General features: G+C 62.0%; 15 protein-coding genes. 2 read left to right on the forward strand and 13 right to left on the reverse strand.

Annotated elements, in window-relative coordinates; all coding sequences use genetic code 11:
• From Q0063_RS12500 to smc, 12 genes are all read right to left on the reverse strand, one after another.
• Positions 1-1302 (reverse strand): LCP family protein (locus Q0063_RS12500; RefSeq protein WP_297872312.1); only part of this gene is annotated, 1302 nt, incomplete at its 3' end.
• Complete coding sequence (nadD, locus tag Q0063_RS12505) at positions 1292-2509, reverse strand: nicotinate (nicotinamide) nucleotide adenylyltransferase (RefSeq protein WP_297872313.1); 1218 nt, start codon at positions 2507-2509, stop codon at positions 1292-1294. The genes nadD and Q0063_RS12500, both read right to left, overlap by 11 nt.
• Before the next feature lie 85 nt (positions 2510-2594).
• Positions 2595-2924: a ribosome assembly RNA-binding protein YhbY gene (gene yhbY, locus Q0063_RS12510; protein ID WP_297872314.1), complete on the reverse strand. Its 330-nt coding sequence runs from the start codon at positions 2922-2924 to the stop codon at positions 2595-2597.
• A 42-nt stretch (positions 2925-2966) separates the two neighbouring features.
• A complete protein-coding gene (locus tag Q0063_RS12515; RefSeq protein ID WP_297872315.1) occupies positions 2967-3188 on the reverse strand; it encodes a hypothetical protein in 222 nt (73 codons plus the stop codon).
• Positions 3189-3261: 73 nt separating this feature from the next.
• Positions 3262-3864, reverse strand: coding sequence for an XTP/dITP diphosphatase (locus Q0063_RS12520; RefSeq protein ID WP_297872316.1), 603 nt, complete (start codon positions 3862-3864; stop codon positions 3262-3264).
• On the reverse strand, positions 3864-4586 hold the full coding sequence (gene rph, locus Q0063_RS12525; RefSeq protein ID WP_297872317.1) for a ribonuclease PH: 723 nt from the start codon (positions 4584-4586) through the stop codon (positions 3864-3866). The genes Q0063_RS12520 and rph overlap by 1 nt, the downstream gene beginning before the upstream one ends.
• Positions 4583-4828: a PF20097 family protein gene (locus tag Q0063_RS14805; RefSeq protein ID WP_367180380.1), complete on the reverse strand. Its 246-nt coding sequence runs from the start codon at positions 4826-4828 to the stop codon at positions 4583-4585. The genes rph and Q0063_RS14805 overlap by 4 nt, the downstream gene beginning before the upstream one ends.
• 11 nt (positions 4829-4839) lie before the next feature.
• Complete coding sequence (ftsY, locus tag Q0063_RS12530; RefSeq protein WP_297872318.1) at positions 4840-5712, reverse strand: signal recognition particle-docking protein FtsY; 873 nt, start codon at positions 5710-5712, stop codon at positions 4840-4842.
• A 248-nt stretch (positions 5713-5960) separates the two neighbouring features.
• The gene (locus tag Q0063_RS12535; protein ID WP_297872319.1) at positions 5961-6110 is read right to left on the reverse strand and encodes a hypothetical protein; all 150 of its coding nucleotides are present in this window, start codon (positions 6108-6110) and stop codon (positions 5961-5963) included.
• Positions 6111-6165: 55 nt separating this feature from the next.
• Positions 6166-6402, reverse strand: a complete 237-nt coding sequence (locus Q0063_RS12540) for a zinc ribbon domain-containing protein (protein ID WP_297872320.1) — start codon at positions 6400-6402, stop codon at positions 6166-6168.
• A gap of 363 nt (positions 6403-6765) precedes the next feature.
• Positions 6766-7005: a hypothetical protein gene (locus Q0063_RS12545; RefSeq protein WP_297872321.1), complete on the reverse strand. Its 240-nt coding sequence runs from the start codon at positions 7003-7005 to the stop codon at positions 6766-6768.
• A gap of 24 nt (positions 7006-7029) precedes the next feature.
• Positions 7030-10596 carry a chromosome segregation protein SMC gene (smc, locus tag Q0063_RS12550; protein ID WP_297872322.1) on the reverse strand — a complete coding sequence of 1189 codons (3567 nt, stop codon included), beginning with the start codon at positions 10594-10596 and terminating at the stop codon, positions 7030-7032.
• A gap of 320 nt (positions 10597-10916) precedes the next feature.
• Here smc and ade point away from each other — a divergent pair, with 320 nt between their 5' ends.
• Positions 10917-12641 (forward strand): adenine deaminase, encoded by a 1725-nt coding sequence (gene ade / locus Q0063_RS12555; protein ID WP_297872323.1) that lies wholly within the window; start codon positions 10917-10919, stop codon positions 12639-12641.
• Between the two features lie 154 nt (positions 12642-12795).
• Positions 12796-14385 (forward strand): S-layer homology domain-containing protein, encoded by a 1590-nt coding sequence (locus tag Q0063_RS12560; RefSeq protein ID WP_297872324.1) that lies wholly within the window; start codon positions 12796-12798, stop codon positions 14383-14385.
• Positions 14386-14806: 421 nt separating this feature from the next.
• Here Q0063_RS12560 and Q0063_RS12565 read toward each other — a convergent pair whose 3' ends face one another.
• Positions 14807-15376: a glycerol-3-phosphate responsive antiterminator gene (locus Q0063_RS12565; protein WP_297872325.1), complete on the reverse strand. Its 570-nt coding sequence runs from the start codon at positions 15374-15376 to the stop codon at positions 14807-14809.
• Positions 15377-15946 lie beyond the last annotated feature (570 nt).

Raw genomic sequence — 15946 nt, forward strand, 5'->3', positions numbered from 1 at the left:
TACGGCGGGCTCCTCTTCCTCCGGCTCCGGTTCGGGTTTGGGCGGCGGCAGAGCCGCCTTTTTGTCCTCCACATAGCCGGTGGAGGAGCTGACACTGCCATCGGCGTTGACAGACATAATATCCAAGTCCCGAAGCGTGAACACCTCGGTGAAGGGGCTCAGCTCGTTGTTCACCAGGTCCAGCAGCTGCTTGGCATTGGGGACCACATAGCTCTGATCTTTCTGCCGTCCGTTGGTCTCCCGGACCAGAGAACGGCTGTAGGCGTATCTGGGTGTGTTGGGCATGGTGAGGAAATTCACGTCCTCCATTTTCAGCCCGCCCATCACCGCCGACTGGGCAAACCAGAGAACATTCTGAAAGCTCATGTCGGTCTCCACGTTCTTCTGGAAAACCTGGATAAACTGACCGATTTTGCTCATGTTCTTCACTTGCAGGAGCTGCTCCACCATGGCCTTCAAAAAGGCCTGCTGTGTCTTGATGCGGCCCAGGTCGCCGTCGGGGTAGCCCCGCTTCTTTCCGTTGTCATAGCGGTAGCGGAGAACCTGCATGGCGTCGGACCCGGTGAGGAGGCGGTAACCCTTTTCCTGGTGGATATAAAGGTCCTGAACCTCGTCGTCATAATTCATATCACGGGGCACGTCGAACCACACGCCGCCCATGGCGTCCACAATCTCGCCCACGGCGTCCCATTCCACCACTACCTGAAAGTCCGGCTCGAAGCCCACCAGCTGGGAAATTTCCTTATAGAGCTGCTGGATGCCCTTTTCTCCGCCGCCATAGTAGTTATAGACGCCGTTGATTTTTTTCACGTCCCAGGGGACGTTCACCATGGTGTCCCGGGGAATGGACATAACCGTGGCCTTCTGGTTGGTCACGTCGTAGCTGGCCAGCAGAAGCGTGTCGGTGAGACCGCCGCCGCCGGTGTCCCGGCCAATGATGAGGACGGTCCAGTAGTCCGCGCTCTTCCGCTCTCCGTCGCCGCCCCGGGGACGGATGCCCTCGCCCCAGTCGATTTCCTCCGGTCCGCCGGTCTCGCTGCCACTTCCGGAGACGCCGGGCTGCTGGGTGCTGTCCTTCTGGGGAATGTCGGGCCGGACGAAGAGGCTCCGCCAGGCCAGCACCCCCAGCAGCGCCAGGGCCAGCAGGACGACGGCCGCAATCAAAGCAATCTGCTGCCCGCTGACGCGGCGTTTTTTTCCGCCCGGCTTCGGCGCTTTCGCCGGTTTTTTCCCCTGATTCACCGGGCTTCCGCCCGCCAGGCGCTTTCCGCCGCCTTTTTGCTGTTCGCTGTCATTCTTCATCTCTGTGTCTCTGTCCTTTCAGCCAGTCCCTTGCTTCCAGTGTGGCGCGGTGAATGGGGCTCCCCCGCTCCACCATCTCGCCCACCGTCATCTCAAGTCCCATCAGCAGCCCGCCGTCCAGGTCCTCATAGCAGCGCCGCCGCAGGTCCTCCACGCCGGGAAAATGCCGGGTGGGCTCGATGTAATCCGCCAGGTAGAGAATTTTTTCCAGCAGGCTCATGTCCGCCCTGCCGGTGGTGTGCCAGCGGATGGCCTCCACAATTTCCTCCGGTTCACCGAATACGGCGGCGGCCACGGCTGCGCCGGTTTTGGCGTGGAGCAGCTTGATTTCCCGCTGCTCCAGGGGGTCCAGCGCAATGCCGTGCTCCGCGCAGAGGGCCTTTTGCTCCTCCATGTCCAGGCGCTTCGTGCAGTCGTGGAGAAGGGCCGCCCGCCGGGCCTTTTGAATCAGCTCCGGGTCTCCGCCGCCCCAGCGCTCCGCCAGACGGACGGCCTCCGCCTCGGTTCCCAGCACATGGGGCGCCCGGCGGTGGTGGAGGTACGTCAGCGCCACAGGCCGCAGCAGCTCCAGGGGCAGACGCTTCATATCAACGGACACGCCGTAGAGCCCGCGGCGCAGAATATAGCCGTAGACCCTGGGGGCCAGCAGGGTTCCGCCCTCTCCCCGGCGCAGCCGCTCCCGCAGCTCCGTGGAGGACACGTCCACCACGCCGGGCACCGTCAGAGTGAAGATGCGGGCCTGGGGGTAGGCTCTGGAAAGGTAATCCCGCTGAACGGCGAACAGCTCCTCGGTGTCCGCCTCGGTGCGCCCGAAGGCCGCCACCCCCGCCAGGGAGAGAATCTCCTCCGGCGCGTGCCAGTTCTGGAGGGTGAGGAACATGTCCGTCCCCATCAGCAGCCACAGTTCATCCCCGGGATACTGCTCATGGAGCCGGGCCAGGGTGTCGGACGTATAGCTCCGGCCCTCCCGGTGTATCTCAAGGTCCAGAACCTCCGTCTCCACGCCGGTCTCCTCCGCCATGAGCCGGGTCATCTCCAGTCTCTGCTCCGGCGTGGGCGAACCCTCCGGAAGCTGCTTGTGAGGCGGCTGGCCTGTTGGAATCAACAGCAGTTTATCCAGCTTTAAAAGGTCGAATACCGCCCTGGCCGCGGTAATATGTCCCAGATGCGGCGGATTGAAGGTGCCGCCATATACGCCGATTCTCAAATTCAACGTTCCCCCTTGTCAAGAGTTGAGAGTTCAGAGTTGAGAGTGAAGATATTATGCTGCCGGTATCTCCACTCTCCACTCTTCACTCTGGTCTCTTCCGCTTCTCCTTTACCAGCTGAATGCGCTTGTCCCTGGGCTTGGAGTGGCTCTCCCGGTACAGGACGAACTTCGTCCCAATCACCTGGACCACCTCGCTGCGGGTGGCCTTCGCCAGCTCCTGGGCCGCCGTCCGGGCGTCATACTCCAGATTGTTCTCCAGCACCCGGCCCTTGATGAGCTCCCGGGCCTCCAGGGCGTCGTCCGCCTGCCGGATGAGGTTTTCCCCGATGCCCTCCTTGCCGATTTGAAGGATGGTGTCAATGCCGTTGGCCAGGCCCCGCAGCTGGGCCCGCTGTTTGCTTGTTAAATCCATACGCTTTTCTCCGGCGCGGTGCGCGCCGCCTTTCTTTCAGGCTCAGGGTTCCGTTTCCGGATTCCCCCAGAATTCTTTCAGCTCTTTCATATGCTCAGGGTCCGCCCACAGCTCGCAATAGCCGCAGGAACAGCAGACCCAGCGGTCCGTTTGAACCATCCTGAACACGCCTGCCTGTAACTTGTCATACGCCCCGTTTACCGCGGTCTTGCAGCGGATGACCTCCGCACCGCCGCACTTGGAACAGCGCCGGCTGTTCTTCATCGGATACTCCTCCTTTTAAAGACGCCGGGGGGATTCAAAAGGTTCCCGTTTTTAATTCCTAATCCCTCATTCCTCATTCCTCATCGCTCAGGTATGTTCCCAGCTTCTCCGCAAAGGCCGCCAGGGCCTTCCCCCGGTGGGAAATCTCCGCCTTCTCCTCCGCCGTCAGCTGGCCGAAGGTCTTCCCCTTCCCCGGCGCCAGGAACACCGGGTCGTATCCAAAGCCGCCTTCCCCGATCGGCGAGAAGGCAATGGACCCGTCGCAGCGGCCCTCCGCCTCCAGCGTGTCCCCGTTGGGGAAGGCGCAGGCCACGGCGCAGCTGAAATGGGCCGCCCGGGTGGTCTGGCCCCGCATACACTCCAGAAGCAGCATGTACCGCCCCCGATCGTCCAGCTCCTCCCCGCCGTAGCGGGCGGAATAGACGCCGGGGCCGCCGTTCAGCGCGTCCACGCAGAGGCCGGAGTCGTCGGCAATGGCGGGCAGTCCCGCCGCCGCGCAGACGGCCCTGGCCTTCAGCATGGCGTTCTCGGCAAAGGTGGTCCCGGTCTCCTCCACGTCCACCTCCACGCCGGCCTCGGCGGGGCTGATGACCTCCACCCCCAGGCCGGACAGGATGCGCTTCATCTCCGCCAGCTTCCCCGGGTTGTGGGTGGCCAGCACGAATTGTCTGCTCATCAGAATTTCCCTCCCAGTGCTTCTTTTTGAATGGCCAGCAGCTCACGGCACCCCTTGGTGCACAGTCGCGTCAGCTCCTGCTGCTCCGCCAGGGAGAAGGCCCGGCCCTCGCCGGTGCCCTGAATCTCAATCAGCTCCCCCAGCTCGTTCATGACACAGTTCAGGTCCACCTGGGCCCGGCTGTCCTCGCTGTAACGGAGGTCCAGCAGGGGCGTCTCCTCCACAATGCCGGCGGAGACCCCGGTGACATAGTGCCGGATGGGCGTCTGTCCCAGCACGCCGTCCTCCACCAGCCGCCGGCAGGCCAGGGCCAGGGCCACAAAGCCCCCGGTGACGGAGGCGGTGCGGGTACCGCCGTCCCCCTGGAGCACGTCGCAGTCCACAGTGATGGTATACTCCCCCAGCTTCTTCATATCCACGGCGGACCGGAGGGACCGGCCCACCAGCCGCTGAATCTCGGCGCTCCGGGGACTGAGCTTCAGTCTGGAGACGTCCCGCTTGCTCCGCTCCCGGTTGGCCCGGGGAAGCATGGAGTATTCCGCCGTCACCCAGCCCTCTCCATAGGGGACATGGGGCGGGGTCCGGTCCTCCACGCTGGCGCAGCAGAGGACCATGGTGTCCCCGCACTCGATGAGGCAGCTGCCCTCGGCGAATTTTACGAAATCGGTGGTGATTTTCACAGGCCGCAGCTGGTCATAGGCCCGGCTGTCTTCTCTGGTCAAGTCGACTCCTCCTCTTTTGTCTCAATCATAATCAATCCGCAGTTTTCACAGTATTGGGCCGGGCATTTCGCACCCCTCCACAGATTTGCTCCGGGGAGAGAAAACTCCCCCTCCTCCTGCGGCAAATAGGGACCGATTCGTTCTGTGTGAGGGGTCCAAAGGATGCTCCGCTGGCCGCTCCGCAGAAAGCCCGGCGTCAAAGCCCCTTTGCAGCGGGGGCAGCAGTCAAACACAGCGCCCACCTCCTCTCAGGTCAGATAATGGCCTCGGCGTAAGCCTCGGAGTCAAAGGGCTGGAGGTCGTCGATGCCCTCGCCCATGCCCGCCAGCTTCACGGGCACCCCCAGTTCCTTGGCGATGGCCACGGCGATACCCCCCTTGGCGGTGCCGTCCAGCTTGGTCAGGATAATCCCCGTCAGCCCCGCCGTCTCCTTGAAGGTCCTGGCCTGAATGAGGCCGTTCTGGCCGGTGGTGGCGTCCAGCACCAGAAGGGTCTCCCGGGCCGCGCCGGGGCACTCCCGGTCGATGATCTTGCTGAGTTTCGCCAGCTCCGCCATGAGGTTGGCCTTGTTGTGGAGCCGCCCGGCGGTGTCGCAGAGGACCACGTCGATCTTCCGGGCCTTGGCGGCCTGAAGGGCGTCAAAGAGCACCGCGCCGGGGTCCGAGCCCTCCTTCTGCCGGACAATTTCGGCCTGGGCCCGCTCCGCCCAGATCTCCAGCTGGTCGGCGGCGGCGGCCCGGAAGGTGTCCGCCGCGCAGAGGAGGCACTTTTTCCCGCCGTAGCGCAGGAGGTTGGCAAGCTTGCCGATGGAGGTGGTTTTGCCCACGCCGTTGACCCCGATGAAGAGGAACACGCAGGGGGAGGTGGAGACGTTCACCTCGGTGGTGCCCACGTTCAGCGTGTCCACGATAATCTCCCGCAGGGCCGTCCGAACCTCCTCCTGACTCACCAGCTTCTCCCGCCGGACCTTCTCCCGGAGCTTCTCCACCGTCTCCACGGCAATCTCCATGCCGAAGTCGGAGAGAATCAGGGTCTCCTCCAGCTCCTCGAAAAAGGCCTCGTCCGCCTCGGTGTAGGTTGTGAACAGGTTTGTGGTGATTTTTTTCAGCTTGTCAAAAAAGCCCATAGCGCCCTCCTGAATTTAGTTTTTCGCGTCAGCGTCAATCTTCTTTCCACAGCCGGGGCAAAACCTTGGCAGGCTGCTCCGCTCCAGAAACGCGCCGCAGTACGGACAGCGCTTCCATCGGAGCATCAGGCAGACGCTCCCGCACAGCACGGCCAGCCCCCCAATATAGCGGCCGGTATGCCTCCATCTATATGGACGCCCGGCACATCAGCCAGCGTCATTTTTGCCTCAGGCTCATGCCGGATCTTCTAGGATTTCTTTTTGCCCACCGAGACAACCGCCCCGCCGGCGATGATCAGCGCGAAAGCCAGCCAGGTCAGGTGCTTGCTGTCAGTCAGGAAAATCAACAGCAGTCCGGCGATCAGCAAGATCACAGAAATGATATCCGCAGCTCTCATAACGTTTCTCTCCTTATAAACCCGCTTTTATGCAGAATATCCGGCATGACCGGTTTTATTTTTTGTCGTAGTCGATCCACGCGCCACAGTGGGGGCAGTAAGTCCAGCGGTCCCCCCAGGTCAGCCGCTTCCCGCAGGCGGGGCACCTGTACCACAGCCAGTGGAGGAACAGCCCGTCCAGAGCGGCAAATCCGCCAACAATCCGCAGCAGAGGCCGCCCTCCGGCGGTCAGCAGCATCAGGCCCGTCAGCAGCACGCCGATGGTGAAGGTAATTTTCTGCCGCAGCGTCACGACGGTTTCGCCTCCCTTTTATTTCGCGCCGGGGTCGATCTCCCGCTTGCAGTGGGGGCAGCGGTTTCCCCGGCCCCGGAGGAGGGACTTGCCGCAGTGGGGGCGTGAAACCCAGTGCTTCACTTTGCCGGAAAACGGCTCAGAGAATCAGGTTCCCATAACCACGGGATAATTCCTCATTCCTAGGGCCTGTTCACATAAGCCCGCGCGCACGTCTTTTCGGCAAATTTTGCCGCCTGCTTCGTTAAAAATTTTTACCGTACGCCAGTACGCCTGCAAATTTTTGCCTCGCATCCGGCTAAAATTTGCTCGAAAATCCGCACATGTGGTTTATGTGAACAGCCCCTAACTCCTCATTCCCAATTAAAGGTCAATCTCCCGTTTGCAGTGGGGGCAGCGGGTCCCCCGCCCCCGGAGGAGGGACTTGCCGCAGTGGGGGCATCTCATCCAGGCCAGCAGCAGAAGGAAGCCCGTCAGGCAGAGCAGAAGTCCCGCCGGAATGACCCAGGCCCTGCCGGAGCCGCTGCCGGCGACAATAGTGAGGAAGCCCAGTACCATCACGGCAAATATGATATGAGTCTTTCGTTTCAGCGTCATCTTCATATCTCCACTCTCCACTCTCAACTCTCATTCAATTTCCAGCTCCCTGGCCATGTCGTTGAGGTTGATGGTCAGCATCTTGGACACGCCCTTTTCCTGCATGGTCACGCCATAAAGCACGTCGGCCTCCTCCATGGTGCCCCGGCGGTGGGTGATGACGATGAACTGGGTCCGGCCCGCCAGCTGGCGCATATACCGGGCATAGCGGGCGACATTCACATCGTCCAGAGCCGCCTCAATCTCGTCCATGACGCAGAAGGGCGTGGGATGGACCTTCAATATGGAAAAGTACAGGGCAATGGCCACAAAGGCCTTCTCGCCGCCGGACAGCAGGGAAATTGTTTTCAGGGTCTTCCCCGGCGGCTGGGCCTTGATCTCAATGCCGCAGTTCAGAATGTCGTCCGGATCCTCCAGCTCCAGCTGGGCCTGACCGCCGCCGAACATCTCGGCAAAGGTGGCCTGAAAGCTCTCATTCAGAAGCTGGAACTGCTGGCTGAAAATCCGGGTCATCTCCCCGGTAATGCCGCCGATGATGCCCTCCAGGTCCCCCTTGGCCTTCTCCACGTCGCTCCGCTGGTCCGAAAGATAGGTATAGCGGGCATTGACCCGGTCGAACTCCTCAATGGCGCCGATGTTGGGGTTCCCCAGGGCGGAGATGTCCCGCTTCAGCTCACCGATGCGGCGGCCGGCCCTGGGGACGCTCTCCAGCTCGATCCGCTGGGCCTGGGCGTCGCTGTGGCTCAGCTCGTAGTGCTCCCAGAGCCGGTCTAAAATCTGCTTTTCCTCCATGGCGGAGGCGGACATCTTCTGCTCCAGCCGGGAGGCGGAGCGCTCCAGATCCAGCAGCGTTTCGTTCATCTCCTGGCTGGCCCTGTTCTGGGCGGTGCGCCGGGCCTCCAGGGCAATCTTCTCCTCGTTCAGGGCCGACAGGCGGGTCTGGCAGGCGGCGGAGCGCCGCTCCAGAACCTCCATGTCCGCCCTCCGCCGGGTGATTTCCTCCCGGGCAGACTGAATGCTCTCCTGATAGCTTTGGAGGGTCTCCTCCTTCTGCCCGCGCCCTCCCGTCAGCTCCATGGCCAGGCGGCGCAGGTCCTCCGCCCTTTGCAGGGCGGCGTCCCGCTCTGCCGTCAGGCCAGCCAGCTCCTCCTTCCGGGCAGTGACCTCCTCTGTCAGGGCCCCGGACCGGGCCAGCAGCTCCGACTGGCCCGTGAGGGCCGCGGCGGCCTCCTCCCGGTACTTCGCCGCCAGGGCCTCCTGTTGGGCAATGGCTGCTTCGGCGGCCTCCGTCCGGGCCTCGTTTTCCCTGAGATGGGCCGTGAGGCTCTCCAGCTCCCCGGACAGGTTTTCCACACTCTCCTCCAGGGAGTGCAGCAGCAAATCGAAGTGCCGCCCCTCGCTCTCCAGACGCAGAGCCTCGTCCTCCGCCTGACGGCGCTGGCCCTCGGCGGTCTCCAGATCATAGCGGGCGGCGGTGAGTTCCCTTTGCAGAGCCTCCTCCTCCTGCTTCGCGGACTCCAATTGCGCCTCCAGCCCGGAGGACCGGCCCCGAAGCCTCTCCAGCTCCGCCGCCCGGCTCAGCACGCCGGTGTTCCGGGACGCGGAGCCGCCGGTCATGGAGCCGCCCCGGTTGATGACCTGGCCGTCCAGCGTGACGATGCGGAACGCGTTATGGTACTTCCGGGCCATGGCGATGCCGCAGTCCAGATCCTCGGCAATCACCGTCCGGCCCAGCAGGTTATAGAAAATATTCCGGTATCTTTCATCAAAGCGCACCAGCCGGGAGGCCAGGCCCACGAAGCCGGGTTCTCTCTCGACGCCGCTCTGGCGCAGCTCCTCCCCCCGGATGGCGGTGAGGGGCAGGAAGGTGGCCCGGCCTCCGTCCCGCTGCTTCAGAAAACCGATGGCGGCCTTGGCGTCCTCCTCCCGGTCCACCACGATGTTCTGGAGGCCCGCTCCCAGGGCAATTTCAATGGCAAGGGTGTATTGCTGGTCCGTCCTCATCAGCCCCGCCACGGGGCCGTGGATGCCCCGGAGACTGTTCTGGGCCTGGCAGACCAGCCTGACGGCCTTGGAATATCCCTCATACTCCCGTTCCATCTCCGTCAGAAGCCGGATGCGGTTGTTCAGCGCCCCGACGTCCATGGTCAGCTGCACCCGCCGCTCCGACACGGCGGCGGCCTTTTTCTCCCGTTCCCCCATCCGCAGGCTGTAGCCGGCGATGACATTGGCGGCCGCCTGGACCTCCTCCCGGGCGTCCTCCAGACGGCGGCGGTTGACTTTGGCGTTCTCCCGGGCCTCCTCCAGCTGGGTCCCGGCGGCGGCCCGCTCCGCTTCCACGTTGGCTTTCCGCTCCGCCAGCTGGCTGTTTTCCGCCGTGACGGCGGCGGCCTCCGCCCGGCCGTCGGCGGCGGCGGCCACGGCCAGCGCCTCCTGGACCCGAAGGGCCTCCGCCTCGCTCTGGCGTCCCCCCGCCTGGGCGGCGGCCTCACGGGCCCGCTCCAGCAGGGCGTCCAGGGCGGCGTTCAGCTTGGCAAGGCGCTCCTCCAGACCGGCGGCCCGCTCCCGTTCAGCGGCGGCCTGGGCCGCCAGGCCTCCGGCCCGGCTGTCGGACTCCACCAGCTCCGTCTGCGCACGGCGGATGTTCTCCTGATGGTGGGCAATGTCTCCCTCCAGAAGCGCGATAGCCGCGGCCTGGTCCCTGGCCTCGCCCTCCAGTCCGGCGGCCTCCGTCCGGACCCGCTCGGACTCCATATCCTTCTCCCGCATCTCCTCACCGAAGCGCTCCCCCTGGGCATAGAGGGCGTCCAGCTCCGCCCGGGCCTGGTCCCGCCGGGCCCCGGCGGCGCGGAATTCCGACTCCAGCTTCCGGGCCCCGGCCTTCAGATCGTCCAGATTCTCCAGCCAGACCGAAATCTCCAGCAGGCGCAGCTCGTCCCGGAGAAGCAGGTACTTCTTCGCCTTCTCCGCCTGATCCCGCAGAGGCTCCACCTGCAATTCCAGCTCGCTGATTTTGTCGTTGACCCGCAGGAGGTTTTCCTCCGTCCGCTCCAGCTTCCGCTGGGCCTCCTCCTTCCGGTGACGGAAACGGGAGATGCCGGCGGCCTCCTCGAAAATCTCCCGCCGCTCGCTGGAGCGGGTGGAGAGAATTTCGTCAATCCTGCCCTGACCGATGATGGAATAGCCCTCCCGGCCCAGGCCCGTGTCCAGAAACAGCTCCGTCACATCCTTGAGCCGGACGGACTGCCGGTTGATGTAGTATTCGCTCTCGCCGCTCCGGTAATACCGGCGGGTGACGGAGACCTCGGACTCCTCCATGGAGGGGAAAATGCCCTCCGTGTTGTCCAGCACCAGCGTCACCTGAGCAAAGCCCACCGGACTGCGCTGCTCCGTGCCGCCAAAGATGACGTCCTCCATCTTCGCGCCCCGGAGCCCCTTGACGCTCTGCTCCCCCATGACCCAGCGGATGGCGTCGGAAATGTTGCTCTTTCCGGAGCCGTTGGGGCCCACGATGGCGGTGATATCCTCTCCGAAATTCAAAAGGGTCTTGTCCGGAAAGGACTTGAAGCCCTGAATCTCCAATGCTTTTAAATACACGTCTCCACCTCTGTCCGCTCCTCTTTCAACAACTGATTTACTATATCAGAGACGCGGCGGATTTTCAAGACAAAATCTGTAAAGGGGACTGTCCGCTCACGCATTTTATAGCGGGGATGCCATGTAGGGGAGGGGCTCTGTCCCCTCCCGTTCTTCCGGGCTCTCCATACTTCCGGCAGACGGGCCGGGACAGAGCCCGGCCCCCTGCTGATTTTTGGGGCTCCGGCCTCCCCGCCGGCAGAAGAGGCGAAAATTCCCTGGACAAATGTCCCTATCCGGCGTATACTGAAGGTTAACATATTTTGAAAAGGAGTGGTCCCATGTCTGAGAGCTACGCGGGCAAGATCAACCGGAAGCTGCTGAAAAAGCGGCGCATCATCGACGCCGCCGCCGGGCGGGAACCGGCGGACCTGGTGCTGAAAAACGCCGTGTACGTCAATGTCTTTTCCAATGAGCTCTGCCATGGGGACATCGCCGTGGCGGAGGGTCTCATCGTGGGCATGGGGTCCTACTCCGGCAGGGCCCAGCACGACTGCGCCGGGAAAATCGTCCTCCCCGGTTTCCTGGACGCCCACATCCATCTGGAGAGCTCCCTGGTCTCTCCCCAGGAGTTTGTCAGAGCCGTCCTGCCCCACGGCACCACCACCGTAGTGGCGGACCCCCACGAGATTGCCAACGTCATGGGAACCGACGGCATTGAATACATGCTCCAGGCCACGGAGGGTCTGCCAGTGGACGTGCGGCTCATGCTGCCCTCCTGCGTCCCGGCCACGCCTCTGGACGAGTCCGGGGCCATTCTGGACTACCGGAGTCTCGACTCCTTCTATGACCACCCCAGAGTCCAGGGTCTGGCGGAGATGATGAACTTCGTGGGCATCATCGCCGGGGACGACCAGCCGGTGGAAAAAATCGTGGCCGCTCAGGCCCACCACAAGAAAATCGACGGCCACGCGCCGGATCTCCGGGGCAACGACCTCAACGCCTACATCGCCGCCGGGGTCTACTCCGACCACGAGTGCCACGACTTTCAGGACGCGCTTGCCAAGCTGGAGCGGGGCCAGTTCATCATGATTCGGGAGGGCACCGCCGCCCGGAACCTGGAGGCCCTGGCCCCCCTGCTGTGCGGCAAATACGCCGAGCGCTGCATGTTCTGCACCGACGACAAGCACCCCAGCGACCTGCTGGAAAAGGGGCACATCGACTACATCGTCAAGGAGGCCATCCGCCTGGGGGCGGACCCCATCACCGCCGTCAAGGTGGCCTGCCACAACGCCGCCCGGTACTTCCTGCTGAACAACCGGGGGGCCATCGCGCCGGGCTATCTGGGGGACTTTGTCATCATCGACAATTTCGAGCATTTCAACATTGAAAAGGTCTTCAAAAAGGGCGAACTGATGGTGGAAAACGGCGTGGTCCGGGACTTCCCCCTGCCCCGGGTGGAGCCCTATCTGACGGAGCGGGCCCACGGCACCTTCCACCTCCAGACCCTTACCCCCCAGGACTTTGAGGACCACCGGCCCCGGGGCATCATCGGTATGGTCAGCGGGGAAATCACCACTGTGGACGCGGGCTACTCCGACCGCATCGACGTGGAATATGACGTGCTGAAAATCGCCGTGGTGGAGCGGCACAGGAACACCCGCCACATCGGCGTGGGCTTCCTCCAGGGCTACGGGCTGAAGTCCGGGGCCGTAGCCACCAGCATCTCCCACGACTCCCACAACATCATCGTGGTGGGGGCCAGCGAGGCCGCCTGCGCCGCCGCCGCCAACCGGGTGGCGGAGCTGAACGGCGGCATTGTGGTCTGGGACCAGGGCGAGGTGAAGGCGGAGCTGCCCCTGCCCATCGCCGGCATCATGAGCGGCGAGCCTCTGGAGAAAGTGAACGAACAGCTGGAGGCCGCCAAGGCCGCCGCCCATGCCCTGGGCGTCTCCCGGGGGGTGGACCCCTTTATGACCCTCAGCTTCATGGCTCTGCCGGTGATTCCCTCCCTGCGGATTACCACCCGGGGCGTGTTCGACGTGACCAGCCAGAGCTATGTCTAAGAGGCATTTCTGAGGGGTGTTTATGAACAAATTGTAAACAATTGCGGAAAAACAAAAAATTTCCGAAAAATTTTCGAAAAAAATAAAACCCCGGCCTCCTTTCAAAGAACTTATATTATAGAGGGGTATATCAGCCCCAATTTTGAAAGGAGTTTTGCATCATGAAAAAACGACTCGCCCCCTGTTCCTGGCTCTGGCGCTGTGCCTGAGCGTCCCCGCCTTCACGGCGGAAACCGCCGATGAGGTCGACCCCGGCCTCAGGCTCATCGCGGAACTGATTGCCGATGGGGACGGAAGCTATGAGCTCCCCGACCTGGACGCCCTCAGCCCCGAGGACCGGGAAACTGTGGAAGCTCTTATCGACGCCATCCTGCTGGCCCGGGAAGCCCAACCTGAGACGGAACCCGAATCTGAGCCCGAAACCCAGCCCGAACCCGAGACTCAGCCCGAGCCCCAGCCTGAAACCCAGCCCGAACCCGAAACCCAGCCCGAGGACGAAGGGGCTCCAGGCATCGGCTTCTCTGACGTGCCGACCACGCACACGTTCTACAAGGGCATCATGTATTGCGCCGGAAAGGGCATCGTCAACGGTTATGCCGACGGTACTTTCAAACCTGCAAACCCGGTTACCCGTGCCAATTTCGCCGTTATGCTGGCCCGGGCCTTCTATCCCACGGAACTCGAGAGATACAGCACCGAAAGCAATCTCAAATATGGCTATGCGGCCCCTGCGTTTGTCGCTCTGAACTACAAAGGACTGCTTGCCGGAACTAATTTCGATACGACGGCTAAGTTTATCAATGCAAGCATCGTAAACGCCGGAATTAACCGGTATGACATGGCCCAGCTCATGACCAATATCATGAAGGCCAAGGGCTTTGCTGCCAGCGCCAGCCAGAAGACGGCTATCCAGTCCAAGATTACGGACTACAAGAACATCCCCAGCCAGTATCAGGACGCCGTGAAGAACGTCTACGCCCTGGGTATTATCTCTGGCTATGCTGACGGCCGCTTCGTCGGGACTAATATTATGAACCGCGGACAGGCGGCCATTGTCATCCAGCGGATGGCGCAGTATGCACCCGTCACCGGCGACAAGGACAATGACCAGTACGACGACGGAACTTCTCAGAAGCCTACGCCGACTCCCGACCCCAAGCCTGTTGAGCCTACTCCCAAGCCGGAGCCCACTCCTGACCCCAAGCCCGAAATTCCTGAAACGCCCGAGACTCATGCTGGCCGTACGCTCGCCAATGGCAAGGCGATTACTGAGTCTAACGTAACAGAAATCCTGAATCAGCTGCAGGCCAAGTATCCTCGTAAAACCGACTTCAGCAAGGGTTACGCTGGCCTCGGCTCTGGCAGAAGTCCCAGCAAAAACTGTATTGCAAAAGTCATTGACGAATATAGAGTAGCCAGCGGCCAACGAATCAGCACGGCCACGGGCTGCGCTGGCTGGGCCGCCTTCGTTGCCGACGAAATCTGGGGGCAGACTGGCGTGACTTGGAGAAAGACCACGATTGCAAATGCCCGGCCCGGCGACCTGATGATTACCCTGGATGACGCAGGCAACGCCATGCATGTCAGCATCTACGTCAGCGAAAGCACGGATGGCTTCCCCAAGACAATGAGCGTATACACCACCGATGGCATACCTGTCAACGGCGTATACAAAATTTCCTGGGCAAACAGCACCCGACCCTACACCAACGACATTGACGTTTGGACGGCTTATCCCAACTAAACACATCAAAACTTCAAACAAATTTGGCCGACGGTTTCATAACCATCGGCCAAATTTTCCGAGCCCCGGCCCGCCGGCAGACGGTTGTAGGGGCCGCCGCCCCCGGAGGCAAAGACAGCGCCCCCGTCCGGCTTCTGCCGGACGGGGGCGCTTTTCTCACGCTTGTGCGAGGCCTGGGGGCTCTGTCAGGGAATCTGACGGAACAGCATGGCCTGGCGCATCATCTGAAACCAGCGGGCGTCGGAACGCTCCCGGCGTCTATGGAACATGTGTAACGACATGGCAGTCATCTCCTTTTGGTGCTTCACCGAAGAACTGCCCCTATTTTAGCATAAATTGCACAAAAGGCAAGGCGGAATTTGTACGAATCAGCTAAAGTAATGCCGTTATCTTTGTGCGTTTTGCCTATTATCCCGCCGGGTCAAACAGACCAGAGGGCCTCGCTGGTGGTGGACACCGCCACCGCTCCGGCGGACAGGGCCGCCACCACGTCGGACTTGTCCAGCAGCAGGCCGCTGGCAATCAGGGGCTGCCGGACCTCCTTCACCAGGTGGCTGATGACGCTGGGAATGGCGCCGGGCAGCACGTCCACGGCGTCGGCGTTGGAGCTCTGGCGCAGCACATTGGCAAAGGACAGGGAATCCAGCATGAAAAAACGCTGGATGGTCAGCAGGCCCAGCTCCCTGGCCCGGCGAATCAGGTTGGGATGGGTGGAAATAATGCCGTCGGCCTCGGTCCTGCTGGCGATGAACTCGGCGGAGATGTCCCGGGCGGACATGCCCTCGATTAAATCCAGGTGGATGAAGGCCAGCTTTCCCGCCTCCTTCACCTGCCGGACCAGGTCCCGGACGTTCAGAATGGTGCCGTAGAGCAAAAAAATCACCGTGCAGTCCGACTCCAGGGCCCTCTCCAGTCCCCCGTCGTCCTTCACGGCGGCGATGACCGGCGCGTCCTGCATGGACTCTACAAACTGCTTCAGCTTGACGGCCATAAGCCCTCCTCTCCTTTCGTTCCGCAGCCGGGGCGGACCCGGACGAGTGTCCCGGCATTCTTCCGATATTAAAATTTAGAATACAAACGCAGGCAAAAAGCAATATGCAAAATGCACAATTTTTTTCTGCTTCACCTATGAAATACAGCGGAATTTCGTCATGCTGCCATTTTTGACTTGCCGGACGGGATAAAATGTGGTAGTGTAAAGGAAATCAATACCGTGTGCTTGGGAGAATGAGAGTCTAAAGCGCGCAATCCACCCCCTTCCGCGTCATTCCGCGGCGGAGGCGCTTGTGTGGCTGCCGACTCTTATATTTTTGTATCCATTTCCCCCTTCCGGAGCCGGCAGGCAGCGCGCGGACACGGGCAAATCCCGAAAACTCCACGGAGATGGGAGGAGATGATTCAGGGCAGACGACACCCTGGGAAAGGGGGCCCCCTTTCCCGGTTTCCCCTGCGGGGAAACCGAACAACACCCTGACGAACAAGGAAGAAGAGGTGACTCCGTAACATGTTGGATTTACACTCGTAAAGAACCATTTATAAAACGACAATATTTACGAGCAGT

Origin of the sequence: uncultured Oscillibacter sp., assembly GCF_947654275.1 — a bacterium.
Lineage (GTDB): Bacteria > Bacillota > Clostridia > Oscillospirales > Oscillospiraceae > Oscillibacter.

Excerpts from the sequence above, each read along its gene's own strand:
- yhbY (WP_297872314.1), bottom strand. The coding sequence starts at position 2,924 with ATGGATTTAACAAGCAAACAGCGGGCCCAGCTGCGGGGCCTGGCCAAC.
- Q0063_RS12515 (WP_297872315.1), bottom strand. The coding sequence starts at position 3,188 with ATGAAGAACAGCCGGCGCTGTTCCAAGTGCGGCGGTGCGGAGGTCATC.
- Q0063_RS12520 (WP_297872316.1), bottom strand. The coding sequence starts at position 3,864 with ATGAGCAGACAATTCGTGCTGGCCACCCACAACCCGGGGAAGCTGGCG.
- ftsY (WP_297872318.1), bottom strand. The coding sequence starts at position 5,712 with ATGGGCTTTTTTGACAAGCTGAAAAAAATCACCACAAACCTGTTCACA.
- Q0063_RS12535 (WP_297872319.1), bottom strand. The coding sequence starts at position 6,110 with ATGAGAGCTGCGGATATCATTTCTGTGATCTTGCTGATCGCCGGACTG.
- Q0063_RS12545 (WP_297872321.1), bottom strand. The coding sequence starts at position 7,005 with ATGAAGATGACGCTGAAACGAAAGACTCATATCATATTTGCCGTGATG.
- ade (WP_297872323.1), top strand. The coding sequence starts at position 10,917 with ATGTCTGAGAGCTACGCGGGCAAGATCAACCGGAAGCTGCTGAAAAAG.
- Q0063_RS12565 (WP_297872325.1), bottom strand. The coding sequence starts at position 15,376 with ATGGCCGTCAAGCTGAAGCAGTTTGTAGAGTCCATGCAGGACGCGCCG.